Source organism: Ochrobactrum sp. BTU1, from assembly GCA_018798825.1.
Classification (GTDB): domain Bacteria; phylum Pseudomonadota; class Alphaproteobacteria; order Rhizobiales; family Rhizobiaceae; genus Brucella.
Window position 1 is genome coordinate 1 of sequence record CP076357.1, and the last position, 25,586, is coordinate 25,586.

Below are 25,586 nucleotides of genomic sequence, written 5' to 3' on the forward strand. Positions count from 1 at the left end.
GTTCACACACCCGATTGACTCATGCTGACAATCGGAACAAATAGGGAACTTATCAGCTTTAACGAGCGCTGCAAACCCCAGAAAGGGAGCCGTTTTTGGAATGCCTCAGATCGCCGCAAATCCTGTTATCGCCGAATTGCGGACACGCATTGAGCGGCTTGAAGGCGGACAAGGTCGTGTGCGTCAGGTTTTGCCGTTTGGCCTTGCGGAAATCGACGCCAAATTGCCAGGTGGTGGATTGGCATTGGGAAATTTGCATGAGGTGGCTGGCGGCGGCAATGGTGCTGTTGATGGGGCTGCGGCAGCCCTTTTTACGGCCGGCATCGCAGCGCGAACCAAGGGTAAAATCCTTTGGTTGGTAACGCGGAGCGATTTGTTCATGCCAGCGATCGCCCAAGCTGGGCTTCATCCTGACCGGATGGTGCATCTTGAAGCGGGCGACGAAAAGGCTCTTCTTTCATGTTTTGAAGAAGGCCTGCGTCATGGTGGGCTTGGTGCGGTGGTTGCAGAAACTGCGCGCCTGTCAATGACGGCGTCACGTCGACTGCAATTGGCTGCCGAGAACGGAGGAACGATCGGGATTGCATTGCGCCGCTGGCGACGGCAGTCGGAAGCTGGAGATTTCGGACAACCAACGGCCAGTGTCACACGTTGGCGCGTCTCCGTCCTCCCCTCCGCACCTTTGCCAGTTCCCGGTCTCGACCGTGCGCGCTGGCTTGTTGAACTTATTCGCTGTCGCGCAGGCGAGAGTGCTGATTTTGAAGTGGAAGCTTGCGATGAACAGGGTCGTATCGCTCTTCCTTCCCAGGTGGTCTACGGATCGCCTGAGAAGGAACTCGGGCGCCGTTTCGCTTCGCGTTGAACCGCCGCTGGTTCTTATCGGCCGCGATGGACGTCGTCGTGTTGTAACTGCCCTTGACCGGCAAGCCGAGGCATTGGGATTGCGTATTGGCATGCTGCTCACCAAGGCGCAGGCGCTGGTTCCTGGACTATCTGTCATTGACGATAATCCGCGTGCTGATGCAGAAGGACTGCAAAAGCTTGCACAATGGGCGCTGCAGCGTATTTCCCCTATCGTCATGGCGGACCCACCCGATGGATTGGTCATCGACACGACCGGAGCCGACCATCTTTTGGGTGGGGAGGCCGCTATGCTCAACGCAATTATTGATCGCTTCGCAGCGTCCGGCATCCAAACGCGAGGAGCTGTTGCGGACACGTGGGGGGTCGCCCATGCCGCAGCGCGGTTTGACCCGCAATCGCCGAAAATCATTCCGATTGACGGCGGTCAAGCCTATCTTGCGCCATTGCCGATAGCAGCTTTGCGCTTGCAATCGCCGATAATTGCAGACCTTCGTGCATTAGGGTTTGAAAGCGTCGGTGATTTGCTAAGCACCCCACGGGCACCATTGACCCTTCGCTTTGGTCCTGAGGTTGCACGTCGCATCGATCAAGCTTTGGGTCATTTAGCGGAACCAATTGCACCAACGCGCCTTAACGAAATCATCGAAGCGCGAAAGGTCTTTGCTGAACCAATCGGAGCGGCCGAAACGATTATCCGCTATATGGATAAACTTGCAGCAGACCTTTGCAAAATATTGGAGGAAAAAGGTTTAGGCACACGTCGCCTTGATCTGTTGGTGCATCGTGTCGACAACAGCCGACAGGCTATTCGTGTCGGCATGGCGCAACCTGTCCGCGATGCGAAGCGACTGACACGACTTCTTTCAGATAAGATCGGAACCATTGATCCCGGTTTCGGGATCGAAATCATGGAGCTTGCGGCTGTCATCGTCGAACCGCTCAACGGCAAGCAAAACATTGCTGCGCTGGTCGACGAGCCGCAACATGACATCGGCAATCTTGTCGATTTGCTGGCAAATCGGGTCGGCGAAAATCGCCTTTGCCGCTTCACTCCAGTGCAAAGCGATGTCCCGGAGCGCTCTGTGTCGAAAGTAGCCCCGCTTGCTCCTGAAACCGGGGCAACCTGGAGAAATGACTGGCCGCGGCCGTCACGCCTCTTGCCACGACCGGAACCCATCGAAACCATGGCGCTTCTGCCTGACAATCCACCCGTGTGGTTTACCTGGCGCGGGGTTCGACGGCGGGTACGTCATGCAGACGGCCCTGAGCGCATTCGGGGTGAATGGTGGAAAAGAGACGCAGAAATGGCGACGGTGCGGGATTATTTCCGCGTCGAAGATGAAGCAGGGGAGCGCTACTGGATCTTTCGTTCAGGCGATGGGGAGCGAAGTGACAGCGGTAGTCAGTTATGGTTCTTGCATGGGATATTTGGATGAGCCCCATACAATATGCCGAATTGCAGACAACCAGCCATTTTTCTTTTTTATGCGGTGCCAGCAGCTGCGAGGAGCTATTCGCTCAGGCGGCGTTGATGGGAATAAAGGCACTAGGAATTGTTGATCGCAACTCGCTGGCGGGGATCGTACGCGCGCATCGCGCGGCACAAGATACAGGCATACGTCTGGTTGTGGGATGCAGGCTGGACCTTAAAGATGCTACGTCACTTTTGATCTATCCGATGGATCGTGCAGCCTATGCGCGGCTGTGCCGTCTTCTTTCTTTGGGAAAAAAGCGGGCGGGCAAAGGAAAATGCGACCTCGATTGGACGGATATTGAAGCCTATAGCGAGGGATTGATAGCGGTTCTACTACCCGATGCACCCGACGCTACATGTGCGATGCGCTTAAGGCGCGTAAATGAGATTTTTGAAGACCGCGCTTATATGGCGCTCACATTGCGGCGACGTCCCAACGACCAATTGCGTCTGTGGCGGTTGGCAGCGCTCGCAGCCGCAGCAAAAGTTTCTGCCGTAGTGACCAATGACGTCTTGTTTCACGAACCTTCGCGCCAACTTATGCAGGATGTGGTCACAGCTATTCGTCACAATACCACTGTCGATGAACTGGGCTATCGGCGCGAGCGTTTTTCTGACCGCTATCTTAAGCCTCCCGAAGAGATGCACCGATTGTTTTCTCGCTATCCGGAGGCTTTAGCGAAGACTTTGGAAATTACCGAGCGCTGCAAGTTTTCGCTCGACGAACTCACGTATCAATATCCTGAAGAACGAATTTTTCCTGAACTCTCGCCACTTGAGGCGCTCGAAAAACTGACGTGGGAGGGCGCAGCCGAGCGTTATCCTGAGGGGCTGCCGGAAAAAGTCCGGGATAGTCTTTTACACGAATTGCGATTGATTAAAAAACTCGATTACGCGCCTTATTTTCTGACGGTCAATTCGATTGTTCGCTTCGCCCGCTCCAAAGGAATTCTGTGCCAGGGCAGAGGCTCGGCGGCAAATAGTTCGGTTTGTTATGTTCTTGGCGTTACCGGCATCGATCCAGATCGCAACGATCTGTTGTTTGAACGCTTTGTTTCAGAAGAAAGGCGGGAACCGCCTGATATCGACGTCGATTTTGAGCACGAACGGCGTGAAGAAGTCATCCAATGGATTTATGAAACCTACGGGCGGGACCGTGCAGCACTTTGTTCAACCGTAATTCGTTATCGCGCAAAGGGTGCACTTCGGGATGTCGGTAAGGCGCTGGGCTTACCGGAGGATTTAACGAAGTCTCTTTCTTCGCAGGTTTGGGGATGGTCGGAGGGTGTGGAAGCGAGACACGCGGAAGGCCTCAATCTAAATCTTTGCGACCGTCGTCTGCGGCTCGCCTTAGAACTTTCAAATCAGCTTGTCGGCACGCCGCGTCATCTTTCCCAACATCCTGGCGGGTTCGTGCTCACCCGGGACCGGCTTGATGAACTTGTTCCCATCGAACCCGCGGCCATGGAAGACCGCGCGGTGATCGAGTGGGACAAGGACGACATTGATGTTTTAAAGTTTATGAAAGTCGATGTATTGGCGCTTGGCATGCTGTCTTGCATGCGTCGAGCATTCGATCTGCTTGCTCAATACAAGGACATCAGGCTCGAGCTCGCCTCTATTCCTTCCGAGGATCCTCGCACCTACGCGATGATAAGACGGGCCGATACGCTCGGGACGTTTCAGATTGAATCCCGGGCCCAGATGGCAATGTTACCGCGCATGAAGCCGCGTACTTTCTATGATTTGGTGATTGAGGTCGCGATTGTGCGCCCAGGTCCGATCCAGGGGGACATGGTCCATCCCTATCTTAAGCGTCGCGAAGGCAAGGAAGAGATTGTCTATCCGCGACCTGAGTTGGAGGCCGTCCTGGGCAAGACGTTAGGCGTGCCTTTGTTTCAAGAACAAGCCATGCGCGTTGCGATTGAATGCGCGGGGTTCTCGGCGGGTGAAGCTGATATGTTGCGTCGCGCAATGGCGACATTCAAGCACACTGGCGGTGTATCGAAATTCGGAGAAAAGCTGATCGAAGGCATGGTGGCCAACGGCTATGAGCGTGACTTTGCGACAAAAACTTTCAAGCAACTTGAGGGTTTTGGCTCATATGGCTTTCCTGAAAGCCATGCGGCGAGTTTCGCATTGATCGCTTACGCAAGTAGCTGGATCAAATGTTGGCATCCTGACGTTTTCTGCGCTGCACTTTTAAACGCGCAACCGATGGGATTTTACGCACCAGCCCAAATTGTCCGCGATGCACAAGCGCACGGCGTTGAGATTCGTCCCGTTTGCATCAACGCTTCGCGATGGGACACGACACTTGAACCTATTAATGGCGACGAAAGCAGATTTGCAGTCCGTCTGGGACTGCGCATGGTCAAGGGTTTAGGGAACGCGCAGGCCGCTCGACTGATAGCTTCTCGCGGCGATACCCCTTATGCATCAGTCGATGATTTATGGCGTCGGGCAGAAATTCCAGCATCTGCATTAAATGACTTGGCAGAAGCGGATGCATTCAGACCATCGCTTGGCCTTCAAAGACGTGACGTTATCTGGGCGATGAAGGCGCTTAGGGACGAGCCTTTGCCATTGTTTTCAGCGGCAGCTGCCCGTGAGCGCGTCATCGTTACCGAACAAGTTGAACCGGCGGTGCCTTTACGACCAATGACAGCTGGAAGTGAGGTTGTGGCGGACTATTCTCATGTCGGGCTTACATTACGTCAGCATCCCTTAGCCTTTCTCCGGTCAGATCTGACGCGTCGACGCGTATCCACCTGCGCGAGTGCCAATGCGATGCGGGATCGGAGCCCAGTGAAAGTTGCAGGTCTGGTTTTAGTGCGGCAGAGGCCGGGATCGGCCAAGGGCGTGATGTTTATTACAATCGAGGATGAAACAGGTGTCGCCAATCTCGTCGTATGGACAAAAGTGTTTGAAAAATACCGGAGTGCGGTGCTCGGTGGTGGAATGATCGGCATAAAAGGGCGCGTTCAACGTGAAGGTGACGTCATTCATATAGTCGCGCATCATATAACGGATCTTTCATCCGAACTCGCTGGCATCGGCAACCGGGAAACTGCATTTCCTTTGCCTCATGGAAGAGGCGACGAGTTTCATCATGGCTCGCCTGCGCCCGACCCGCGTGGGATGCCAAAGCCACGCGATATGCCTGATCCTTATCTTCATCTCGATCAAATCAAGGTTAAAACCCGTGATTTTCGCTAAATAGCCGATGCCGAGTTTGTCCTGAATGACTTTTCCCGTGCCTGCCTTTTTGACCAGGTCGAAGAAGACACTGAAGATTCAAAGGGGTTGAAGGTCCAAAGAAGTTAATATTGCCATTTTAGCCGACCAAGCCTGGTGAAAGTACGTCGGCTAAATCCAATTTTGCTAATATCTGGCTCTGTGCTGGTTCCAAAACCCGCTTTGAGTTCCTCCACCCCGCTACTCGACACACGGGGGCACTTTCCGGCTTACTGTTTCAGCAATGCTTGAATAAGCGAATAGGTCGCTTCAATGCGCGCTTCGTTCGGATAGTTTTTATTCGCGAGCACCACAATACCAAGTTTCTCACTTGGGATTGCAGCGATATAGCCGCCAAATCCATTCGTTGAGCCGGTTTTGTTGATGAGGACTTGTCTTTGTGCTGGCAGGGACGGTGTTATTTTTTGTACCGGCTGGGGTTTCATAATGAAATCATAGCCGTTTCCTGCAAGCATATCCTTGATATTCACCGGCCATGGATATTGTTCAAGGATCATGGCTTGAGTAAAGAAATCTGTCTTGAACTGCCCTTGCTGGGTCCGCTCAACGGCAGCTTTTATTTCAGCCGAGGTTTCGCCCTCACCCAGCTCTATATCGAGAAGCTTGAGCATGTCCCGAGCGCTCGACTTGACCCCATAGGCTTCCGCATCCAAAACACCGGGCGAAACTCTGATGGGTGCATCCGTTTTGCGATCATAGCCATATGCATAAAGCGGCATCTTTTCGTCAGGCACATTAATCCAGGTATTGGTGAGGCCAAGGGCAGGAAATAGCACCGTTTGGGCGGCCTTTGGGTAGTTGCTACCCATTGCCTTTCCAGAAATATAACCGAGCATTCCAATGCTGATGTTGGAATAACTGCGCGCACCAGGATGCGAGGGTTGCCAATCCTTGAGCCAATTTATCAAACCTTCCACGTTTTCAACGCTATCTGGAACCTGCAAAGGCAGTCCGCCGGAATGGTGCGTGGCAAGATCCATCAAGGTGAGATTATTACCGATTGAACAGGCGTCTTCACAAAGATGATGGGCAAGTGTGTCGTTGAGATTGAGCTTTCCGTGTTGTTCAGCCAGAGCCGCGAGTGTCACTGTAAAGACTTTGCTTATCGAACCGAGTTCGAAAAGCGTATCGGGCGTTACCGGGCGATTATCTGCTCGCGACGCAAGACCTGCCGTATAAAACTCATGAACACCATTGCGGGTAACGCCGACAACCAAACCCGGTATTTTATAATTCTCAATGACTGGAGAAAAAGCTTTTTGAGCATATGCGCTGAAATCGCCGGCGACAGCCATTGAGGGGCAGAGAACTGATATCAGCGCAAGCGCTTTGAGTAATTGTGGCCGCCCATTCATTGATTTGCTCCATTAATTCGCAGTTTTCAAATACCGATCTCGGTACTGCATTTGATGGGGCGAAGTTAAGGCAACCAAGGCCGTCTTTTGGTCAGGATGGATTAACGACCGTGCAGAATTATAAAAATTGCCGCACGGCCAACCCTCTTGTCTTATTTTTTTCCGAGATTCTCTTGCCTTTATCCGCGAGACATATTCAAGGGCGGCATGACATCTGGACCCAGTGGCGAAACATATGGTGTTCTCGCAGTATGTTCAGCCAGCGCTGCTTTCGCATTTTCCAACAATTGTGGATCGACAATAGCGTTGAGACCCGTCGCAGCCATTGCCTTTGCAGCATGAACCATTGCTTTATGAGCAGCTGGCGACTTGCCTTGTGCAACGATCTGCCAGGTATGAAACGGTGTGCCGATAGCAACCGTTGGAGCGTGGACCTGCACTGTTGGGACAACCCAGCTCACATCACCGATATCGGTCGACCCGATAAACGGCTTCCGATTGGTATTTTCAGGGGTTAGGAAGTTTGCGAGCGGCTCCTCGGTGATTGGCATGCCAATCGCCTTGTAAACGGAGGCTATATCTTTTTCAGAGAATGTTTTACGAATTTCACGGGCAAAAGCGCGATCCTGCTCATCAAAATCGGGAGCACCCAATTCATCCATGGCTGTATAGAGCGCATGTTCGAGCGGCTTATTGTCAAGCGTGTTGGATACCGCACTTACGATGCTCATCTCAACCGTCGTCTCGGTCATCATCGCTGCCCCCTGTGCAATTTTATGCACACGGTGAACAAGATCATGCATATCTTGCAGTTCCATCGCGCGAATTGAATAACGAACCCGAGCATGAGCCTGAACAACATTGGGCGCGATGCCGCCTGCATCCAAAATTGCAGAGTGAACACGCGCGTCAGATGGCATATGTTCACGCATGTAATTCACACCAACGCTCATTAGTTCGAGAGCATCAAGTGCACTGCGCCCCAAATGAGGAGCGGCGGCTGCATGAGCTGCACGGCCTTTGAACGTGAAGTCCGCACGCGTATTGGCAAGAGAAAGCGCCGGAGCGACTTCCCAAAAACTGTAGGGATGCCATGAAATGGCAATGTCGACGTCGTCGAATGCTCCGGCGCGAACCATGAACGTCTTCGCCGCGCCCCCCTCTTCGGCCGGACAACCATAATAGCGCACCCGTCCAGCAATGCCTTTTTCGGCCAGGTAATTCTTGAGCGCAATTGCAGCGAGCATCGCACCTGATCCAAGGAGATTATGCCCACAACCGTGGCCATTTCCGCCCTCGTGCAATGGTTTGTGCTCGGCCTGACCCGCCTCTTGGCTCAGACCTGGGAGCGCATCAAACTCGCCTAAAAATGCAATAACAGGTCCGCCCTCTCCCGCCTCACCAATAACAGAGGTTGGGATATCCGCTATCGCTTCAGTGACGCGGAAGCCGTGATGCAAGAGTTCAGCCTTATGTTCAGCGACTGAGCGAAACTCTGTATAACAAACTTCAGGCATGCCCCAAACGCGATCGCTGAGCTCAATAAGCCGTTCTTTTTCAGCATCGACTTTTTGCCAGAGGTCTTTTCGATTATTTGCATTCATAGCATTTTCCAATTTCTGCTTTTAGAGCTGTGCCGCATCATCAAACACAAGTTCGGAGGCCGGGGGAATCCTGTTTTCAAACCAGAACGCGGCAGCTGCACGAGACATAGCAGCGCCGTCATGGCCAACACCTTCTATGTCTATCAGCTTCCATTCGAAAGGTAGACCACGCTTTCTTGCCTGTTCCAGCGCATAGGCATAGAAAAAATGTGCGCGCTTAAAACGTGATGGGCCTTGTGCCAGCGCTTCGGGCTGAGAAGGAAGGTTCGGATCGTCTTCGGCGATATCCTGATCGCCCGCAAATATGTGCATTGGATAGGCGAACCAGCGGGCAAGCTGTTCCTCAGACAAACCAATGGCTCCCATGCCTTCTGGAAAGCGCCGCTCCATATCCGGCAAGGTATACCAGCCCGGATTTGCAGCTATGACAGCACAGAAAGGATAAGTTGGCTGTGTGGCGAGCAGCCGATGCGCAAATTGCCCACCGGCCGAATGCCCATAAAGGTAGGGACGTTCTTGGGTAGTGACCCCGGACGCCTTCAAGGCAGCAAACACGCGCGCGGGAACCCCGTATAGCCATTCTTGAGGCTCACGAACATTTCCCGACTGATCTAATACGAGACCGTTATTATAACTTTCAGCCATCGGGAATGCGGCATCAGAGAAGGTTGGTGCAGCAATTAACAGCCCGTGTTTTTCAGCTGCTGGTATCCAGAAATCCCGATACTCATCACCGTTACGCAGCATTCCATGCTGTACAATCACCACAGGACTGTTCGGCTTATGGTGCGCTGGTCGGTAGAAGTTTACCTCCAAAGGGCGGTCAGGGTGAAACCCGTCGAGGAAAGGCAATACACTTGCCCCGGTTACTGGATTAAGCGACGAGGTAATCATTGATACTCCAGATTGTGCAAATGGCACGCCACACTCTGACAAGAGGCGATTTCTTTCAACTCGGGACGATGATCACGGCACACAGCCATGGCTTGTGGACATCGAGGATGGAACGGACAGCCCTTTGGTGGCGCCAGCGGCGAAGGCAGATCCCCCTTCAACGGTTCGAAATTGCGCTTGCGGCGTTTGACGGAGGGGCTCGCATTCAGCAACGCAGCGCTATAGGGATGGGCCGGATTTGCAAATATATCGGCCGCTGCGCCGATCTCGACAATACGGCCCAGATACATGATCGCAATGCGATCACTTATATGCCGAACCACCCCAAGATCGTGACTGACAAACAGGTATGTCAATCCGTATCGCTCCTTCAAATCCATGAAGAGATTGATGACCTGGGCCTGGATGGATACGTCAAGGGCTGAGACCGGTTCGTCGCAAACCAGAAAATCCGGCTTAACGGCTAGTGCGCGCGCTATGCCGATACGCTGACGTTGCCCTCCGGAAAACTGATGGGGATAGCGGTCACGATAAGCGACATCTAGACCTACTTCCTCCAAAGCGCGATCAACGATGCCTGAGATTTGGCTTTTCGGCGCTAGCTTGTGAACCTTCAGTGCTTCGGCAACAATATCGTGAACCTTCATTCTAGGATCAAGTGAAGCGAAAGGATCCTGAAAAATCATCTGTACTTTAAGCAGGAAATCCAGCTTTTCGCGGTTGCGCAAGTCGCGGACGTTTCTATGCTTGTAGAGAACATCTCCGGCCGTTGGTTTATGAATGCCGGTCGCCATGCGTGCCAATGTGGATTTACCACAGCCCGATTCCCCAACCAGACCAAGAACCTCGCCTTGCCTCACACTGAGATCAACACCGTCGACGGCGCGCAGGAGCCGATTGGGTTGCTTTTTTCCAGCAAGGCTGAGGATCTTTTCAGCCGTTGTCGCTCTGGATTCAAAATATTTGCTGACGCTTTTCATCTCGAACAAAATATCGTTCACGAGATCACCTCCAGCGCTGCAACCGGATTATGGCATCGAAAGCTATGATCACCCAATTTCTGTTTTTCCGGATAAGTCGTTACGCAAATCTCGATTGCCCGCTCACACCGCGTTCGGAATGGGCATCCGGACGGGCGCGCATCAATGCGGGGAGCATTTCCGTTGATTTGATGAAGACGTTCGCCTGGCTGAACCATCCCGGTCGAAGAACGAAGCAGACCAAGCGTGTAAGGATGCATCGGTTTATCGAGCACATCATCCACCAACCCGCTTTCAACAATCTGTCCGGCGTACATGACCGCGACCCGATCAGCCAATTCTGCAACAACGGCCAGGTCGTGTGTAATCCACAAAACAGCGGTTCCAGTTTGACGCACAAGCTTTTGTACTTCGTAAAGGATCTGGCTCTGTATAGTAACGTCCAACGCGGTTGTCGGCTCATCAGCGATGATAAGATCAGGACTATTGAGCAACGCGATCGCAATAGCCACGCGCTGACGCATTCCTCCTGAAAACTCGTGCGGATATTGTTTAAGCCGTGCTTCAGGCGATGAAATCCCAACTCTTGTTAGGGCATCGATGGCTTCTCTGCGCGCGTCTTCACGGCTAGAGTTGCGATGCTCAAAAATTGCCTCAAGCATCTGCTCCCCGATTGTTAAAACCGGGTTGAGGGTGGAAAGCGGATCCTGAAAGATCATGGCAATGCGGTCGCCACGCAGTGAACGCAACTCTTCGTCGGAAGCTGCGCAGAGATCAGCGCCATTGAAAAGTATCTTGCCTTCTACAATCTCTCCAGGTGCATCAATCAGTTGAACGATGGAAAAGCCTGTGACCGATTTTCCAGACCCGGATTCGCCTACCAGACAAAGGATTTCGCCGCGCTCGACGGTGAGATCAACACCGTCTACCGCTGACCAAGCGCCGCCAAGCAAGTGAAAGACTGTCCGCAGTCCCTGGATATCTAAAAGTGCCGTCATGTGTTGGCCCTCACATTGAAGCTGCGGCGAACGCGATCCCCGATGAAGTTTAGCGAAATGATCAACAGAACGAGGGCAATCCCAGGAAACACGGCAATCCAATATTCGCCAGAGAGCAAATATTCGAAGCCATTGGCGATCAAGAGTCCAAGCGAGGGTTGGGTGACAGGGACCCCAACGCCGAGAAAAGACAGGGTGGCTTCGAGGGTTATGGCGCCTGCAATGCTGATCGTGGACATGACAAGCACGGAACCGACCGAATTGGGAAGCAAATGCGCGAGCATGATATGGCGCGTTGGAAGGCCGAAATTGACGGCGGCCTCTATATATTCCTTGCGCCTTTCTACCATGGCGGAGGCGCGCATCAGACGGGCATATTGCGCCCACTGAACAACGATAATGGCGAAAATCACCTTATCTACTCCGCGACCAACGGAGGCTAGAAGCACAAGAGCGACAAGGATCGATGGGAACCCGAGCATGAAGTCGACCAGACGCATGATGATTGTGTCGACGAAACCACCAATCTGGGCTGCAAACAATCCTGCCGTCACGCCGATAATCATTGCGCCTAGCGTAGACAAGAGGCCAACCAGCAAGCTTGTACGAAGTCCGTAAAGGATCGCACTGACCATGTCGCGCCCTTGCGCGTCCGTGCCTAACCAGTAGTTCATACCAGCCATGCTTGATGAACCCGGCGGCAAGCGGTTGTCCATCACACTTAACGAAGAAAGATCATAGGGGTCCTGGGGTGCGATAAATGGGGCGAGGATCGCGAGAACAACAAGGCACCCAAGCAGTATGGCTGCGCCACGCATGGTAGGCTTGCTGCGAATGCGCTTGAGCACCTTTTTTCTCAACGGCGTGTTGGCAAATTGAGGAATGGTCGGTTTGGTCATACCATTTCTCCCGAAAGCTTCACTCTTGGATCGAGGGCCGCGTAGAGCACGTCTACAAGGAAGTTGACGCCAACAAAAAGCAGGGTTGCAAGCATGACGTAAGCAACGACAACCGGGCGATCGAGGTGATAAATGCTATCGATCAGGAGTTTACCCATTCCGGGCCACGAGAATACGGTCTCAGTAATGGTAGAGAAAGCCACCAGGCTTCCGAACTCAATCCCTGCGACAGTAATAACGGGGATCAGGATATTGCGCATGATATGGCGGAAAACGATACGCTTGTGGCGGACACCCTTGGCTCTGGCGAATTTGACATAGTCCTGCGTTGTCGCCTCCGTTGCGCCAGCAGCAACCAGGCGCACCAGCAAGGCGGATGTCGGAATTGCAAGATTAAGTACTGGCAAAGCGAGGTGGCGCAGACCATCAAGGGTAAACAGGCTGGTCTGAAACCCGAGAATATCGACGGTCTCCCCCCTACCCGCGGTTGGAAGCCAACCAAGAACAACGCTGAATAACAGGATCAGCATCATCCCTTTCCAAAAGCTTGGAAGGGAGAAGCCGATGACAGTACCGGCCATAACCAGACGCGAGAAACGGCTTTCGGTATTAAGGCCAGCATAAAGGCCTAGCGGTACGCTCACAATTGTCGCGCAGCTCATTGAAAGAAACACCAGCTCCAATGTGGCCGGAAGCCTTCCCAGTATTAGAGAGACAACCGGCACTCCATGGACAAAGGACGTCCCAAGATCGCCTTTCAGTGCGTTGCCCAGAAAGGTGAAATATTGCTGCCAGACCGGCAGGTCTAACCCCAGTCTTTTGATCAGTGCCAGCCTTTCAGCGGCACTGACCTGTGGTGGAACAAGAAGCTCAATCGGATCCCCAATGCCGTAAATGGCAAAGAAAACGGCAACCGAAACGGCGAGCAGCACCAGAGCGCTTTGGATCAAGCGCTGCAAAGCATATGCAGTCATCACATTTTACCCGAATGATGCTTGTCGAAGATAACTACTTCGCAGGCTTTGCGGACATAGCGAGTGTGAATTGGTCCGACCGGCCCGTGAAACTGATATCCGCTTTGTGCGCCCAGATCCCGCTTTCAAAATGCAATGGAATGAATGCGTAATCCTTGAGCACCTCGGTGGTTGCTTGCTGTAACAAGGCGGAGCGCTTGTCATCGTCCATAGTTTCTACCGCTTCATAAATCAGCTTGTCGAAGGCCGGATTTTTATAACCGCCGTAGTTGGAGCCACCCATTGTTCCAGCTTCATTGGGGGATGCAGGCCACTGACGCAGGAATGACGAGGCCTCGCCGCTGGTCGATGCCCATCCACCGATGGCGACGCTTAATTCTTTCTTCGAACGACGCGGAAAATAAAGAGCCCGTGTCATTGCATCCACATCGGCTTTAATGCCGATCTGTGTCAGATACTGCGCGACGGCTTGCGTAATCTGGCTGTCATTGATGTAACGATCATTGGTCGTTGAAAGGGTGAGCTGAAATCCATCCGGGTAACCGGCTTCAGCGAGTAGCTTTTTAGCCGCCGCCGGATCATAACGAAGCTCCGGCGCCTCAGGCAGAGTACCGAACATACCCTTCGGCAAAAATTCATTTGCCTGCTCCGCAGCACCGTCCATCAAGCGAGCGATAATTGCTTTGCGATCAATCGCAAGAGAGATGGCTTCACGTACACGAACGTCCTGCAGCGGGTTTTTTCCATCAGCGGATTTGACAAACGGGCTTTGATCGCGACCGACATCGAGCTGGTAGTAGATTACACGGGTTGTCGGAGTGACTTCTGCAACAAAACGCTTGTCATCCTTGATCCGGGTCAAGTCACGCGCAGCCGGGTTCTCAACGAGATCGTAATCACCGGCAAGCAGGCCCGCTAGTCGCGTTCCAGCATTGGGTACAGGAATAAAGCGGACAGCTTCCCAAGGTTCTTTTTCACCCCAGTATTTATCATTGCGCTCGAGTTCGATAACCGAGCCCTTCACATAATTCTTGAACTTATACGGTCCAGTTCCGATCGCTTTCTTGCCATCGTTAAAATCGCCCACAACGGGCCATGTTCCTGTGACGCCGCAATTCTTAGCTGGATCGAACGTAATCTTATCATGCGCCACGATCGAAGAACTTAAGATTCCAACTGTTCCCATAAAGGTCGCAAGCAATGGCTCTGGAACCTTTGTCGTGATGATCAGGGTTTTGGCATCGGGTGCCTCAACGGAAGAAAAATTCGCTGTAATGTCAGCAAATGAACCTGAAACGGCAGTCTCGTTCTTCAACGTCCGGCAGAAAGTGAAAACCACATCATCGGCGGTGAACGGCGTTCCATCAGAGAACGTCACGCCTTCCCGAAGCTTGAAGGTCCATTTGTTTTTACCATCATTCTCCCAGGATTCAGCAAGGGCCGGATGCAATTTCTGCTTCTCGTCCTGCCGTGTCAGGCTATCGAATATATGCGCTGCCAGGGCATTATTCGGCGTGAGATCATGGTAATGCGGGTCGACGGCAGTCGCTTCTGATGAAAGCGCAACCTTAAGAGTCTGAGCATTTACTGCGCCGCCCAGAACTGTGGTCGCAAAAAGGCTAGCTATCACGAGCGTTTTGTACATAATTATATCGTTCCCTTGGAATATACATCTTTTTGATGTGATTATTTTCATTTTTAGATTATATGAAAATTTCTAGACGTCAACGACGGAAATGATCAATGGCCGCTACCTTGAGTCCCAAGTCTGAATTCGCACAGCGGATGGCAGAGGTTTACCCGTCTCTGAGCAAGTCACATCAGAAGATCGCGGACTTTGTATTGGCGCGACCTCTCGACGTTGTGGCTATGTCCATAGAAGGCGTTGCCGAGGCAAGCGGTAGCTCGACTGCTACAATTACCCGATTTGTCAGAACCGTTGGATATAGTGGATTTAGCGAATTCCGGGAAAGGATTGTTTCTGATTTCCAGACAGTCCCGGGCCATCAGCAAACCACTGATGGAGAAGGCCTCGGCTCTGATGGGAGGAGTTCGACGTTACACCGGCAACTCATTGATAGCGTGGATAAAATTAAGGATGCGATCTCAAATATCGACCGTGCGAGTGCTGACGATTTTATTCACTCGCTCCTTCAGGCAAGTCGAATTGTTATTCTAGGAACCGGCGCCAGCCACTATGCTGCGGCCTATTTGGAGGAAGGGTTGGCGCTTTACACCGAGAAAAGCGTCACCAACGCACTTCTTCGTGGTGCGAGTTCTTACGCGAGCAATGTAATCAACGCTATTGGCCGGAACGATGTGGTGATAGCGATATCGATGCCGCGATACTCGCAGAGCACACTGGAACTGACAAAATCTGCCCGGTCAAAAAACGCGAAAATTTTGGTTATAACCGATAGCCCGACATCACCGCTCGCCTCTCTTGCAGATATCGTCCTTTATGCAACCGCGAAAAGTGAATTTTTACCAAACTCACCATCTGCAATCTTTGCTCTGTCCGAAGCAATTGTCGCAACTGTTGCCGAGCAGCGTCCTGATATCGTCGAATCCCTCCGTAAGATACCACCGCCAAACATAGTCCGTTGAGCGTCTGGCGCTCGTAAGCATCAGAATTAATGAGTTACGGCTCAAAACGATGTCACGAGATGTCGTGACGGCGGTTACGCGATAGGGTCGCGCATCGTCGCAAAGGCAATAGGGTGAAGAGCGGATTGCGGATTGCGCAAGACTTAAAAGGTCAAAGGTTCCTGGATTAAGCTTACACCGAACCGCTCATAAACCGTTGTTTGAACCAATTTCGCAAGCGATGAGACATTTTCAAAGGTGGCGTCACCATGGTTCACCAGAATAAGGGCATGATGTTCGTACACCGATGCACCCCCAATCCTTTTACCTTTTAGTCCGCAAGCATCGATTAACCATGCAGCAGAGAGTTTCACGCGACCATCGCTTTGCAAGTGACGGGGCGAGCCTTCAATACCGTTAGCAAATTCCGGTTCAACCACCGGGTTATGAAAGAAAGAACCGGCATTGCCCAGGATTTCCCAGTCGGGCAGTTTACTGGCTCTGATCGACAAGACCCGGTCCATGACCGCGTTCGCATCCGCAAAAGTTTCTCCGTTTAGCCCCTGATAGGTCAGCACCGGGCGCCATTTTTTTGGAAGAGCAAAGGTCACATCGAGGACGATATAGCGGTTTGTCTCTTTAAAAATGCTGTTTCGGTAGGAAAAGCGGCATTCTTCGCGCGAAAGCGTGACAATCTCGCCTCGTTTAACATCATAGGCGGTAAGTGCATGCAATCGATTAGCCAGCTCTAACCCATAAGCACCAATATTTTGTACTGGCGCTGCTCCCACTGTTCCTGGGATTCCCGCAAGATTTTCAAGTCCGCTGAAACCTTGCTTGATCGTCCACACCACAAATTGCGGCCAATCTTCTCCGGCAGAGGCCTTTATGAAGTGATGATTTGCATCCGAGCCTATTAAATTTCGACCCAAAATGTTCATGAGGCCGACAAAAGCTGAGATTTTCGGTCGAAGTATAAGATTGCTGCCGGTACCAATCAAATAAAACGGCAAGCCTTGCTGATGAGCGAAATTTGCGAGTTGGATGGCGTCTTCTTGCGTGTTCAACGTCTTTGCAAATTGTGCAACCGACGAAAGTCCGAAGGTATTGTGACTTTCTAGCGCATAATTCGTCTCAAAAAGCTGCATCAGGCCTTCCAGTCAATCAAGTCTTAAGGTCGAATATTTCGGGTTCCAACGGACGCAGATACACGAGATCCTCTGATCTGTGCATACGAATATTCATTCGAAACGCATTCGCGATGCGTTGTGCTCGCTCCATGAACAAATTGGCGATCTCAGGCGAGCAAAGCTCCAACACTGTAAAACGAAAAATGCCAAGCCAGCGCCTGAAGTGTGCATCAGAAATTTCTGGAAGAGCAATGTGTTTGGGCAAGGGCCTGCCCTTGTACCAGCCGCTTCCAAGAAGGAGCGAGCTCCAAAAATCTGCAATTATATTCAGATGGTTTTGCCACTGCGCATCCGATATTGCGCTCTTGAAAACGGGGCCTATCAGCGCATCCTCACGTGCCAAGGCATAAAAGCGATCGACAACCATGCGGATCGTCGCTTCATCGAGCGCTTCGTGAGACAAAGCACGCTTATTTGTTGGACCTATCTGTGAGGGGCCGGAACTCATGCGCTCATGTCCTTGATCAGGTAGGTACAGCGACGTCCTCCCTGAACGATGTGCTCGACGCGGTCGACGATGGTATTTTCGCCCAGTACTGACCTGAAAACCTGTAGCTCGGCACGACAGAATCCCTGACATGAGGCTGCAGCAGCGCAGATCGGGCAATGGTTTTCGATGAGTGCTAAGAAGCCGTCAGGCGTCTCTTCGACTTGCGCCATATATCCTTCGCTTGATCGCAACGCTGCCAATGCGACAACACGCTCTTTCAGATCGTCAAGGCCGCTCATTGCTTGTTCATACGCTTTTCGCGTCTCCTCTTCCCTCTTCAAAATTATGCTGTCGAGCGCATCTTCACCGAGAGAACTGCGCAGAATATCAAGCAGTTGTACCGTTAACGCTGCATGCGTATCGGGGAACCTAGCTTGCGCGGCAGGCGTCAGTTCCCACATTTGCGTGGGCCGCCCGACACCTGCCGAGATGTTCCGGGCGGCAACCAATCCTTCCTCTGCAAGCTTCGCTAATTGCTGGCGCGCGGCCTCTCCCGTTGTTCCAAGCTTCTTGCCCAGTGCTGCAGCCGTCAGACCGCCATGCATCTTAAGCTGCATCAGAATACGTTCCGCAGGGTTGCGCGGCGACCAGTTGCTATTTTCCAAGTTCGAGCTTGACATATTCCCTACAATGTTTTTCAAAGCTTCTGCTTGTTTAATTATCGCTTGCGCTCATAAAACGCAAGATCAACTTCAATTGGAGCTTCTCCATGACTTTTGAACTGCCCTCCTTATCCTATTCAACTTCTGCGCTGGCAGGCGGCGGAATGAGCCAAGAAACGCTAGAACTGCATCACGGCAAACACCACCAGGCATATGTGACCGCGCTTAACGGGTTTGTCGAGAAGAACGATGATCTGAAGGGTAAGTCACTCGAAGAGATCATCCTGATGTCACATGGGCAGACTTCGCTTGCAGCAGTTTTCAACAATGCCGGCCAACATTGGAACCATATTCATTTCTGGAATGCACTTTCACCGGAAGGTGGAAAAATTCCAGGTCGGTTGGCAGCCAAGATTGATGAGGACTTTGGTTCATTTGGCGCCTTCAAAGAGGCTTTCAAAGCCAAGGCAGTAGGGCAGTTCGGCTCGGGTTGGGCCTGGCTCGTTCTGTCCTCAGCAGGCAAGCTCGCGGTCACGAATACCCCTAATGGCTCCAACCCGATCGCAACCGGGGAAGGCAAGCCACTGCTTGGTCTCGATGTCTGGGAGCACAGCTACTACGTCGACTTCCGCAACCGTCGCCCGGATTATGTCAGCAATTTCCTCGATAAGCTTGCCAATTACGAATTTGCCGAGAGCAACCTCGACTAGCAAAAAGGTTCGCCGCCCTTCGCCCGTCGTTGGGCGGCATCCTAAAACCATAATCCAGGATCAGAAATGACCTATATTGTCACCGAAGAATGTATCGCCTGCAAACACATGGATTGCGTTGAAGTCTGTCCTGTGGATTGCTTTTACGAAGGCGAGAACATGCTCGTCATTCACCCGGACGAGTGTATTGATTGCGGCGTCTGCGAACCCGAATGCCCGATCGACGCAATCAAACCCGACACTGAGCCAGGAATGGAATTCTGGCTTGAGCTCAATACAAAATATTCCGAATTGTGGCCCAACATTATTTCTATTGGCCAGCCGCCTGCGAATGCAGCCCAGATGCATGGTGTTGCCGATAAGTTTCGCGATCTCTTTTCTGAAAAGCCAGGGAAGGGTTCATGATGACGGCATTCAATCAATTTGAATTTCCGCAGAAATTCGCGCTGCAATCACCGTTGCGACCACTGGTGGGAAAAAGCTTGTTCCGGGATGGAATGGCGGCTGCGGCATCGACCGTCTGTGTGGTGACAACACGGCTGGGCGTTGAAAAGATTGGCCGCACTGTTACATCCGTCATGTCGCTATCAGCGGAACCCCCTACCCTTCTCATTTCGATAGATGTCAGTAGCCGGGTCGTCGATCACGTCTTGAGGACTGAAGGGTTCTCGATTGCGCTCCTTGCACAGGGACAACAGCCGATTGCAGACGCTTTCGCAGGACACACGGCGTTAGAACGGCGGTTCGACAACGGTCAATGGTCCGCATGGAAGTCTGGCCACCCTCGGTTAAATGGCGCTTTGGCAGTTATGGATTGTACCTTGCTGGGCTCGATAGAAACACAGTCTCATGTGCTGTTTGCTGGTGGCGTGGTTGATATTGATCTTGATCAGCAACGCACCCCTCTCGTCTGGCAGCAGCGTCAATATCGATCGGTCACATGACCGGTTCTGGGATGCCCTCTCCCGTTTCCGTATATCAGCATGAGTAAGAACATGAGTTTTCAAACAGCGCCCTTAGACATTGCTTCCTCGTCATTTCCGATCCCATCTGGCGTGCTAGTTGAGACCGTCCTGTCAGTCACCCACTACACCAATCGACTGTTTTCATTCACAACCACCCGAGAGCCAACCTTCCGCTTTCGATCGGGTGAGTTTGCAATGATCGGGCTTCCAAATTCTACAAAGCCGATATTCCGTGCCTACTCGATTGCGAGCCCTGCATGGGAAGAGAAACTTGAGTTCTTTTCGATTAAAGTCGAAGACGGTCCGCTCACGCAGCACCTCCAAAAGCTTAGCGCTGGTGACAGCCTCCTCATTCGCCCCAAAACGACGGGCACCCTCGTCCTTGACGCATTATTGCCCGGCCGCAGGCTTTGGATGCTTTCGACTGGAACAGGGATAGCTCCTTTTGCCAGTGTGATCCAAGACCCACAAACTTATGAAACCTTCGACCAGGTCATTCTCGTTCAATGTTGCCGCATGGCAGCAGAACTCGATTACGGATTTGATCTGATGGCAAGGATGAAAAGCAATCCAGCGATTAGAGAATTCACAGAGGGGCATTTTTCGTTCTATCCGACAGTCACTCAAGATGAATTTCGGCGGCAGGGCCGAATAACGCAGAAAATTGCGGATGGAAGTCTGTTCGACGATCTAAATCTTCCTCAGTTCTGCAAAGAGCAAGACCGCATCATGATTTGCGGCTCGATAGCGATGACACGTGATTTGAAAACCATTGTAGAAAGCTTAGGTTTCGAGGAGGGATCGAACAACGCGCCAGCTCACTTCGTTATTGAAAGAGCATTTGTCAGCTAAAACACACCCTGATATTCAGCCGACAATTGCTCCAAACGTTCTCCGTGTAACTCTCAACGCGGTGGAGGCGAGGGAAGCTAGACCCCACTCCAAAAAACTGAGATTTTCTTTTCCTACCAGTCGTTTCTGGTGCAACCGTATACCAAGTACCGCCGTAGTCGCACCATCAGACCATTGGAGCTGTAGAAAGCTATGGAGAATAAGCTCGACCTCCTGCGCGGATTTGTCAGCCGTACTTTTTATTGATTTATGATGACTATTCAATCCGTTAGCCGATTTCACAAGGTTCGTCCGCTCGCCGCTTTTAATCTCATTCTATAGACATTGGGTGTAAACGAGATAAAGATCGAAACAAATCAAAGAATCGATCCAGCCAATTTCGTGCTTTACTTAATACCAAGAAGGTTCGCGAACGTTACATTGGAACGTTTCCGCTTAGATTAAAATGCCTTCGAATTGCTGAGCAACAGCTAAGGCTTAAAGGCGGTTACAATCAATAAGGTCACAAGAAAAAGCTTATAAATACTAGCGGTTTTTTCTTTTGAATCACATTTATTGACTTCATAAACTCCGAGTTAATCCACGATGGGTTTGCAAGAAGAAATAATACAATCGCCTAACAGACATTCAGTTTTAGCGTTAACCTTTTGTTAACCTTAAATTCCTTGCAGCTCAGCCAGAATCGGAATTATAGTTGCGAAAATTTGAATGCCTGACGCTTTTTTGCGAAAGTGTCACTAGCTAGGACCTTAGTTCACCAAATGAACGAACACAATGCGACCCGTTTTGACCACGAAATCGCCAGCCAGGGCTCAAAAATCTCTGGCGCGCTCAACATGTTGCGCACACAACAATACCCGCCGGACGCCAGAAAGACACTTCGAAAGTTTCAACTGCCGGAGGTTGCAGATCTTATTGGCGTGACGCAGTCGCATTTAAGACAGCTACATAGCGAAGGCAAAGGCCCTGAAATCGAGGTGGTTTCAGGCCGCCGCTACTACACGGCAGAGCAAATGCTCGAACTGCGTGGTTATCTTGAAGAAAACAAAAAATCCGACAAGCGGGTTTATCTACCACGTCGCAAAGAAGGCGAGCCGCTGCAGGTCCTCTCTGTCGTCAATTTCAAAGGCGGCTCAGGCAAGACAACCACTTCAGCCCATCTCGCGCAATATCTTGCTCTGACTGGACATCGTGTTCTGGCGATCGACCTCGATCCACAAGCGTCGCTGACTTCGCTGTTTGGCATTCAGCCAGAGCTCGACGAGATTGCATCGCTCTACGAAGCTTTGCGCTTTGATGATGAGAAAAAGCCGATCGCCGAGATTGTTCAATCAACCAATATCCCTAATCTCGATATCGTTCCGGCAAATTTGCTGTTACAGGAATATGAATACGACGTTCCGCTTGCGATCTCCGGGCGCAAAGGCGAAGAGGGACGCTTGTTCCATCTGCGTATCGTCAATGCCCTTAAAGAGATTGAAGACAAATACGATGTTGTTGTCATCGACTGCCCACCGCAGCTCGGATATCTCACCATTACAGCATTGATGGCTTCGACTGGAATTCTGATCACCATTCACCCACAGATGCTCGACATCATGTCGATGTCCCAATTCTTGCAAATGCTAGGCGGCATCATGACTTCTGTTGCAGATGCTGGCGCTGAAATTAAAGTTAAATGGTTCCGCTATCTTATCACGCGGTTTGAACCCACCGATATCCCGCAAGCTCAGATGGTCGGATTTATGCAGTCGATGTTCACGCAGAACATGTTGAAAAACCATGTGCTCAAATCAACGGCAATTTCAGACGCATCAATCAAGAAACAGACGCTCTACGAAGTGGAGAAGGGCGACTTCGTGCGTTCAACTTATGAACGGGCAATGGAAAGCCTCAATGCCTCAAACGGCGAAGTGGCAGAACTGATCCATCAGACGTGGGGGCGAAAATGAGTTTTTTGTCAGCCGTTTTTTCAGACGTTTTCCATCGAAATTTCAGTCAGTTAAACGAAATGAGCCGGAAGGATAATTTCGATGTCGCGTAAGAATCCCTTCGCCAGTCTCGATCTTTCGTCCATCAACAGTGATGCGCCGGCCGCAAAAAGCGGTTACGGCATGACAGGAGCTGCCAAAACAGTAGTTCGGTCCATTGAGGAGATGGCTGAAAACACCAAACGCCTTATGGACGGAGAAACGATTGTTGAAATCGATCCGCAGCTCCTGGATGTTTCCTTTGCATCCGATCGCTTATCGGAAGACGATGCTGAACTGATTGCGCTTCGAGATGCCATCAATGAGCATGGACAGGCGACCCCGATATTGGTCCGCCCTAATCCGCATAACAGCGAACGTTACATGGTTGTGTTCGGGCATCGTCGCGCTCGGGTAGCCCTTGATCTGGGGATAAGGGTAAAGGCCGTCGTCAAGAAGCTTGATGACCAGGCCTCGGCGATCGCACAGGGTCAGGAAAATTCGGCACGTTCAAATCTGTCTTTTATCGAGCGTGCGTACTTCGCTCAGAACCTGATCTCTAATGGCATGACCAAAGAAGTGGTCAAATCCGCACTTGGTATCGATGACGCACTTTTATCAAAGATGCTGAGCGTCATAGAGGCAGTGCCATCAAAGATGTTGATGGCACTAGGGGCGACAAAGAAGATTGGCCGCGACAAGTGGCTTTCGCTTCGTCAGATCATTCTCAACCCTGCACATCTTAGCGTAGCCCTTGAAAGGCTTGCCTCGGACGGCTTCATGGCTTTGCCGGAAGACGAGAGATTTGATGCGCTTCACGACTATCTGAAGAAGTATAGCACGCGCTCAGCAGCCAAGACGCCAGCAAAGAAGGCAGCGGCTGAAAAGACTTGGTCATCAGTCGATAAGGCTGTTCACGTGTCGATGAAACACAAGCCGAAGAGTGTGGCAATTGAACTGTCAAGTTCGGATGCGAAGCCGTTCAGTGACTGGCTCTCAGGCAACCTAGAGCGGTTCTACAACGAGTACAAACAGACAAACACTGAGAACATTGGAGAATAACAGCAAAAGAAAAAGGCCCCCGATAACGTTGCCGTCATGGAAGCCTTCCTCAAGTTTGGTCGCTTAGAGAATCGCATTTCCATGAATCACTGTCAAGAGCATTAGGCGTCAATTTGGCGGGCAGATTTCTTTTGCCTTATGAAAGGTGAAGGGAAATGCACATTCAGGAGAATGTAACGTCCACATTTCGTGGGCGAGGGATGTCGTTTGTCCAATTGAAAGGTTTAGCTGCAAGTAAATTGACAGGAACCTCAGTCAATAGATGGGCGATCTATAAGCAGCTTTGCATCGCCAAATCGGTCTTTGGCCTCAATGATCGCTGCCTTGCGGTGCTCAGCGCACTGCTTTCGTTTTATCCCGAGAATGATATCGGCTCAAAGTCAGGATTGGTGGTGTTTCCCTCCAACCGGCAATTGGCATTGCGCGCGCATGGTATGCCTGAATCTACGCTCCGCAGACACGTGGCCTCTCTCATTGAGGCGGGTTTGATCCTGCGCCGCGACAGTCCGAACGGCAAACGTTATGCCTATAAAACGCAAGCAGGTGAGATCGAAGAGGCTTTCGGCTTCTCAGTAGCTCCTTTGCTCGAACGCGCGTCCGAAATCGCAGCGGCGGCTGAACGCATTCAGGCGGACATTAAACTTCTCAAGAGAACGCGCGAACGTATTACACTCAAACGCAGGGACATAACGCAGTTGTTCGATACCCTCGATATCGAAAGCAAACGCGATCAATATCGCGAACTGCACGATAAATTTCGCACAATCGTCGAGGCAATTCCCCGTCGCGCATCAATCGAAGAACTTACAGCTATTCTGACGAGACTTTCCGCTTTGAGCGAAGAATTACTTAACTCTATGAATTTGTTGGATGATGTCGAGGAAATGAGCGCCAATCATGCCCAAAATGAGCGGCACCATAATGAATCACATCCTGAATTCTATAGAGAAGATCAAAAAGAAAATTCTTTTGATTTGAAAGATAACCGACCAGCGCCTTCGCATTCTCTAAAGCCCCGTATCGATGTCACGATTGATATGGTTTTACGAAGCTGCCCCGATATCAACTGCTATTCATCAGTACCAATTCGGTCTTGGCGTGACCTTGAGGACGCAACTGCTGTCGTTGCTCGCTTCCTTGGAATAGCACCATCAGCCTATACGGACGCCATAACCTGCCTCGGTCATGAATACACTGCAGCAGTCGTTGCCTGGATATTGCAGTGCAGTAGTAAAATCCGTTGCGCAGGCGCATATCTGCGCTCTTTGGTCGAGAAAGCCAGAACAGGGCAGTTCTCCATATCGCAATTACTGTTGGAGCAATCCACACATTCATCTGTTTAAGAAAGAGGGCCAGATACGCTAAGAGACTAATGCCGTCCATCGCATTGTTCGTTTCCCATGAAAGCCAAGGTGTCTATCCCAGCGTATTTAGAGAAGAGGGGAGGGCGGACGCTGCGTGCATATATCTTTGGGGCAAACGTTTCGCCCAGTTTTCTTACGTTCCTCATCTTGGCCCTGAAACAATTGGCCTCCTTTGGCGTGCCTGTACTTTTTTCGTTTCTTGCGCCCCGCCACGTGCGGTACCATTCTATTAACCATCATTTTGAAAAAAAAAGAGATCGGCCGGGTAAATCAAGTTAAAGGTGGCTTTGCTTGTGTTACAGCGACCAACCAAAACCGATTAATTTAGGGAGCAAGGAAGAGGAATAGCACGGGTCGTTCAACGAGTTCGTCAGGCGCAACAAAGCGGCGCATTTTTGCTTTCCACGAAGCGAATCTATCACTGATTTCAGTTCTCCAGCAATAATTACTTTGATCCCGCAAAAAATGAGGAGCCAATATCCCTTTATCTAAGCT

General features: G+C 51.4%; 22 protein-coding genes. 11 read left to right on the forward strand and 11 right to left on the reverse strand.

Going from position 1 to position 25,586, the window contains the following annotated elements; all coding sequences use genetic code 11:
• Positions 1 to 100: 100 nt before the first annotated feature.
• From KMS41_23680 to KMS41_23690, 3 genes are read left to right on the forward strand one after another with little or no spacing between them, the layout of a single operon-like run.
• Positions 101 to 862, forward strand: coding sequence for an ImuA family protein (locus tag KMS41_23680; GenBank protein QWK81511.1), 762 nt, complete (start codon positions 101 to 103; stop codon positions 860 to 862).
• Positions 777 to 2,300 (forward strand): DNA polymerase Y family protein, encoded by a 1,524-nt coding sequence (locus KMS41_23685; GenBank protein QWK81512.1) that lies wholly within the window; start codon positions 777 to 779, stop codon positions 2,298 to 2,300. The genes KMS41_23680 and KMS41_23685 overlap by 86 nt, the downstream gene beginning before the upstream one ends.
• On the forward strand, positions 2,297 to 5,557 hold the full coding sequence (locus KMS41_23690; GenBank protein QWK81513.1) for an error-prone DNA polymerase: 3,261 nt from the start codon (positions 2,297 to 2,299) through the stop codon (positions 5,555 to 5,557). The genes KMS41_23685 and KMS41_23690 overlap by 4 nt, the downstream gene beginning before the upstream one ends.
• 248 nt (positions 5,558 to 5,805) lie before the next feature.
• Here the strand turns inward: KMS41_23690 and KMS41_23695 are convergent, their stop codons facing one another.
• The 8 genes from KMS41_23695 to KMS41_23730 all read right to left on the reverse strand — a co-directional run bounded on the left by KMS41_23695 (position 5,806) and on the right by KMS41_23730 (position 14,945).
• The gene (locus KMS41_23695; GenBank protein ID QWK81514.1) at positions 5,806 to 6,951 is read right to left on the reverse strand and encodes a beta-lactamase; all 1,146 of its coding nucleotides are present in this window, start codon (positions 6,949 to 6,951) and stop codon (positions 5,806 to 5,808) included.
• A 179-nt stretch (positions 6,952 to 7,130) separates the two neighbouring features.
• On the reverse strand, positions 7,131 to 8,555 hold the full coding sequence (locus tag KMS41_23700; protein QWK81515.1) for an amidohydrolase: 1,425 nt from the start codon (positions 8,553 to 8,555) through the stop codon (positions 7,131 to 7,133).
• A gap of 21 nt (positions 8,556 to 8,576) precedes the next feature.
• Positions 8,577 to 9,407 (reverse strand): alpha/beta hydrolase, encoded by an 831-nt coding sequence (locus KMS41_23705; GenBank protein ID QWK81832.1) that lies wholly within the window; start codon positions 9,405 to 9,407, stop codon positions 8,577 to 8,579.
• 38 nt (positions 9,408 to 9,445) lie between these two features.
• Positions 9,446 to 10,429 (reverse strand): ABC transporter ATP-binding protein, encoded by a 984-nt coding sequence (locus KMS41_23710; GenBank protein ID QWK81833.1) that lies wholly within the window; start codon positions 10,427 to 10,429, stop codon positions 9,446 to 9,448.
• Between the two features lie 17 nt (positions 10,430 to 10,446).
• Positions 10,447 to 11,427, reverse strand: coding sequence for an ABC transporter ATP-binding protein (locus tag KMS41_23715; protein ID QWK81516.1), 981 nt, complete (start codon positions 11,425 to 11,427; stop codon positions 10,447 to 10,449).
• The gene (locus KMS41_23720) at positions 11,424 to 12,326 is read right to left on the reverse strand and encodes an ABC transporter permease (GenBank protein ID QWK81517.1); all 903 of its coding nucleotides are present in this window, start codon (positions 12,324 to 12,326) and stop codon (positions 11,424 to 11,426) included. The genes KMS41_23715 and KMS41_23720 overlap by 4 nt, the downstream gene beginning before the upstream one ends.
• The gene (locus tag KMS41_23725) at positions 12,323 to 13,300 is read right to left on the reverse strand and encodes an ABC transporter permease (protein ID QWK81518.1); all 978 of its coding nucleotides are present in this window, start codon (positions 13,298 to 13,300) and stop codon (positions 12,323 to 12,325) included. The genes KMS41_23720 and KMS41_23725 overlap by 4 nt, the downstream gene beginning before the upstream one ends.
• 34 nt (positions 13,301 to 13,334) lie before the next feature.
• Positions 13,335 to 14,945, reverse strand: coding sequence for an ABC transporter substrate-binding protein (locus tag KMS41_23730; protein ID QWK81519.1), 1,611 nt, complete (start codon positions 14,943 to 14,945; stop codon positions 13,335 to 13,337).
• Between the two features lie 98 nt (positions 14,946 to 15,043).
• Here KMS41_23730 and KMS41_23735 point away from each other — a divergent pair, with 98 nt between their 5' ends.
• The gene (locus KMS41_23735) at positions 15,044 to 15,907 is read left to right on the forward strand and encodes a MurR/RpiR family transcriptional regulator (protein ID QWK81520.1); all 864 of its coding nucleotides are present in this window, start codon (positions 15,044 to 15,046) and stop codon (positions 15,905 to 15,907) included.
• Between the two features lie 143 nt (positions 15,908 to 16,050).
• On the opposite strand, the gene murB is transcribed toward KMS41_23735, so the two are convergent.
• Genes murB through KMS41_23750 form a run of 3 tightly spaced genes read right to left on the reverse strand, consistent with a single transcriptional unit; the run spans position 16,051 to position 18,186 of the window.
• Positions 16,051 to 17,034 (reverse strand): UDP-N-acetylmuramate dehydrogenase, encoded by a 984-nt coding sequence (gene murB, locus KMS41_23740; protein QWK81521.1) that lies wholly within the window; start codon positions 17,032 to 17,034, stop codon positions 16,051 to 16,053.
• A gap of 16 nt (positions 17,035 to 17,050) precedes the next feature.
• On the reverse strand, positions 17,051 to 17,524 hold the full coding sequence (locus KMS41_23745) for a group III truncated hemoglobin (protein ID QWK81522.1): 474 nt from the start codon (positions 17,522 to 17,524) through the stop codon (positions 17,051 to 17,053).
• The gene (locus KMS41_23750; GenBank protein ID QWK81523.1) at positions 17,521 to 18,186 is read right to left on the reverse strand and encodes a transcriptional regulator; all 666 of its coding nucleotides are present in this window, start codon (positions 18,184 to 18,186) and stop codon (positions 17,521 to 17,523) included. Before KMS41_23750 ends, KMS41_23745 begins: the two co-directional genes overlap by 4 nt.
• Before the next feature lie 89 nt (positions 18,187 to 18,275).
• Here KMS41_23750 and KMS41_23755 point away from each other — a divergent pair, with 89 nt between their 5' ends.
• The 7 genes from KMS41_23755 (at position 18,276) to KMS41_23785 (ending at position 25,070) form a co-directional block, all read left to right on the forward strand.
• Positions 18,276 to 18,878 (forward strand): superoxide dismutase, encoded by a 603-nt coding sequence (locus KMS41_23755; protein QWK81524.1) that lies wholly within the window; start codon positions 18,276 to 18,278, stop codon positions 18,876 to 18,878.
• A 66-nt stretch (positions 18,879 to 18,944) separates the two neighbouring features.
• Entirely contained in the window at positions 18,945 to 19,283 is a 339-nt protein-coding gene (locus KMS41_23760) for a ferredoxin family protein (GenBank protein ID QWK81525.1), read from the forward strand.
• Positions 19,280 to 19,822: a flavin reductase family protein gene (locus KMS41_23765; protein ID QWK81526.1), complete on the forward strand. Its 543-nt coding sequence runs from the start codon at positions 19,280 to 19,282 to the stop codon at positions 19,820 to 19,822. Before KMS41_23760 ends, KMS41_23765 begins: the two co-directional genes overlap by 4 nt.
• A gap of 39 nt (positions 19,823 to 19,861) precedes the next feature.
• Positions 19,862 to 20,695, forward strand: coding sequence for a ferredoxin--NADP reductase (locus KMS41_23770; GenBank protein ID QWK81527.1), 834 nt, complete (start codon positions 19,862 to 19,864; stop codon positions 20,693 to 20,695).
• A gap of 761 nt (positions 20,696 to 21,456) precedes the next feature.
• Positions 21,457 to 22,647 (forward strand): plasmid partitioning protein RepA, encoded by a 1,191-nt coding sequence (repA, locus tag KMS41_23775; GenBank protein ID QWK81528.1) that lies wholly within the window; start codon positions 21,457 to 21,459, stop codon positions 22,645 to 22,647.
• Between the two features lie 81 nt (positions 22,648 to 22,728).
• Positions 22,729 to 23,727: a plasmid partitioning protein RepB gene (repB, locus tag KMS41_23780; GenBank protein QWK81529.1), complete on the forward strand. Its 999-nt coding sequence runs from the start codon at positions 22,729 to 22,731 to the stop codon at positions 23,725 to 23,727.
• 155 nt (positions 23,728 to 23,882) lie between these two features.
• Positions 23,883 to 25,070 carry a replication initiation protein RepC gene (locus tag KMS41_23785; GenBank protein ID QWK81530.1) on the forward strand — a complete coding sequence of 396 codons (1,188 nt, stop codon included), beginning with the start codon at positions 23,883 to 23,885 and terminating at the stop codon, positions 25,068 to 25,070.
• The last annotated feature ends 516 nt before the right edge of the window (positions 25,071 to 25,586 follow it).

Coding starts and splice junctions, on each gene's coding strand:
- KMS41_23680 (QWK81511.1), top strand. CDS start 101: ATGCCTCAGATCGCCGCAAATCCTGTTATCGCCGAATTGCGGACACGC.
- KMS41_23685 (QWK81512.1), top strand. CDS start 777: ATGAACAGGGTCGTATCGCTCTTCCTTCCCAGGTGGTCTACGGATCGC.
- KMS41_23690 (QWK81513.1), top strand. CDS start 2,297: ATGAGCCCCATACAATATGCCGAATTGCAGACAACCAGCCATTTTTCT.
- KMS41_23695 (QWK81514.1), bottom strand. CDS start 6,951: ATGAATGGGCGGCCACAATTACTCAAAGCGCTTGCGCTGATATCAGTT.
- KMS41_23700 (QWK81515.1), bottom strand. CDS start 8,555: ATGAATGCAAATAATCGAAAAGACCTCTGGCAAAAAGTCGATGCTGAA.
- KMS41_23710 (QWK81833.1), bottom strand. CDS start 10,429: ATGAAAAGCGTCAGCAAATATTTTGAATCCAGAGCGACAACGGCTGAA.
- KMS41_23715 (QWK81516.1), bottom strand. CDS start 11,427: ATGACGGCACTTTTAGATATCCAGGGACTGCGGACAGTCTTTCACTTG.
- KMS41_23720 (QWK81517.1), bottom strand. CDS start 12,326: ATGACCAAACCGACCATTCCTCAATTTGCCAACACGCCGTTGAGAAAA.
- KMS41_23725 (QWK81518.1), bottom strand. CDS start 13,300: ATGACTGCATATGCTTTGCAGCGCTTGATCCAAAGCGCTCTGGTGCTG.
- KMS41_23730 (QWK81519.1), bottom strand. CDS start 14,945: ATGTACAAAACGCTCGTGATAGCTAGCCTTTTTGCGACCACAGTTCTG.
- KMS41_23735 (QWK81520.1), top strand. CDS start 15,044: ATGGCCGCTACCTTGAGTCCCAAGTCTGAATTCGCACAGCGGATGGCA.
- murB (QWK81521.1), bottom strand. CDS start 17,034: ATGCAGCTTTTTGAGACGAATTATGCGCTAGAAAGTCACAATACCTTC.
- KMS41_23745 (QWK81522.1), bottom strand. CDS start 17,524: ATGAGTTCCGGCCCCTCACAGATAGGTCCAACAAATAAGCGTGCTTTG.
- KMS41_23750 (QWK81523.1), bottom strand. CDS start 18,186: ATGTCAAGCTCGAACTTGGAAAATAGCAACTGGTCGCCGCGCAACCCT.
- KMS41_23755 (QWK81524.1), top strand. CDS start 18,276: ATGACTTTTGAACTGCCCTCCTTATCCTATTCAACTTCTGCGCTGGCA.
- KMS41_23760 (QWK81525.1), top strand. CDS start 18,945: ATGACCTATATTGTCACCGAAGAATGTATCGCCTGCAAACACATGGAT.
- KMS41_23765 (QWK81526.1), top strand. CDS start 19,280: ATGATGACGGCATTCAATCAATTTGAATTTCCGCAGAAATTCGCGCTG.
- KMS41_23770 (QWK81527.1), top strand. CDS start 19,862: ATGAGTAAGAACATGAGTTTTCAAACAGCGCCCTTAGACATTGCTTCC.
- repA (QWK81528.1), top strand. CDS start 21,457: ATGAACGAACACAATGCGACCCGTTTTGACCACGAAATCGCCAGCCAG.
- repB (QWK81529.1), top strand. CDS start 22,729: ATGTCGCGTAAGAATCCCTTCGCCAGTCTCGATCTTTCGTCCATCAAC.
- KMS41_23785 (QWK81530.1), top strand. CDS start 23,883: ATGCACATTCAGGAGAATGTAACGTCCACATTTCGTGGGCGAGGGATG.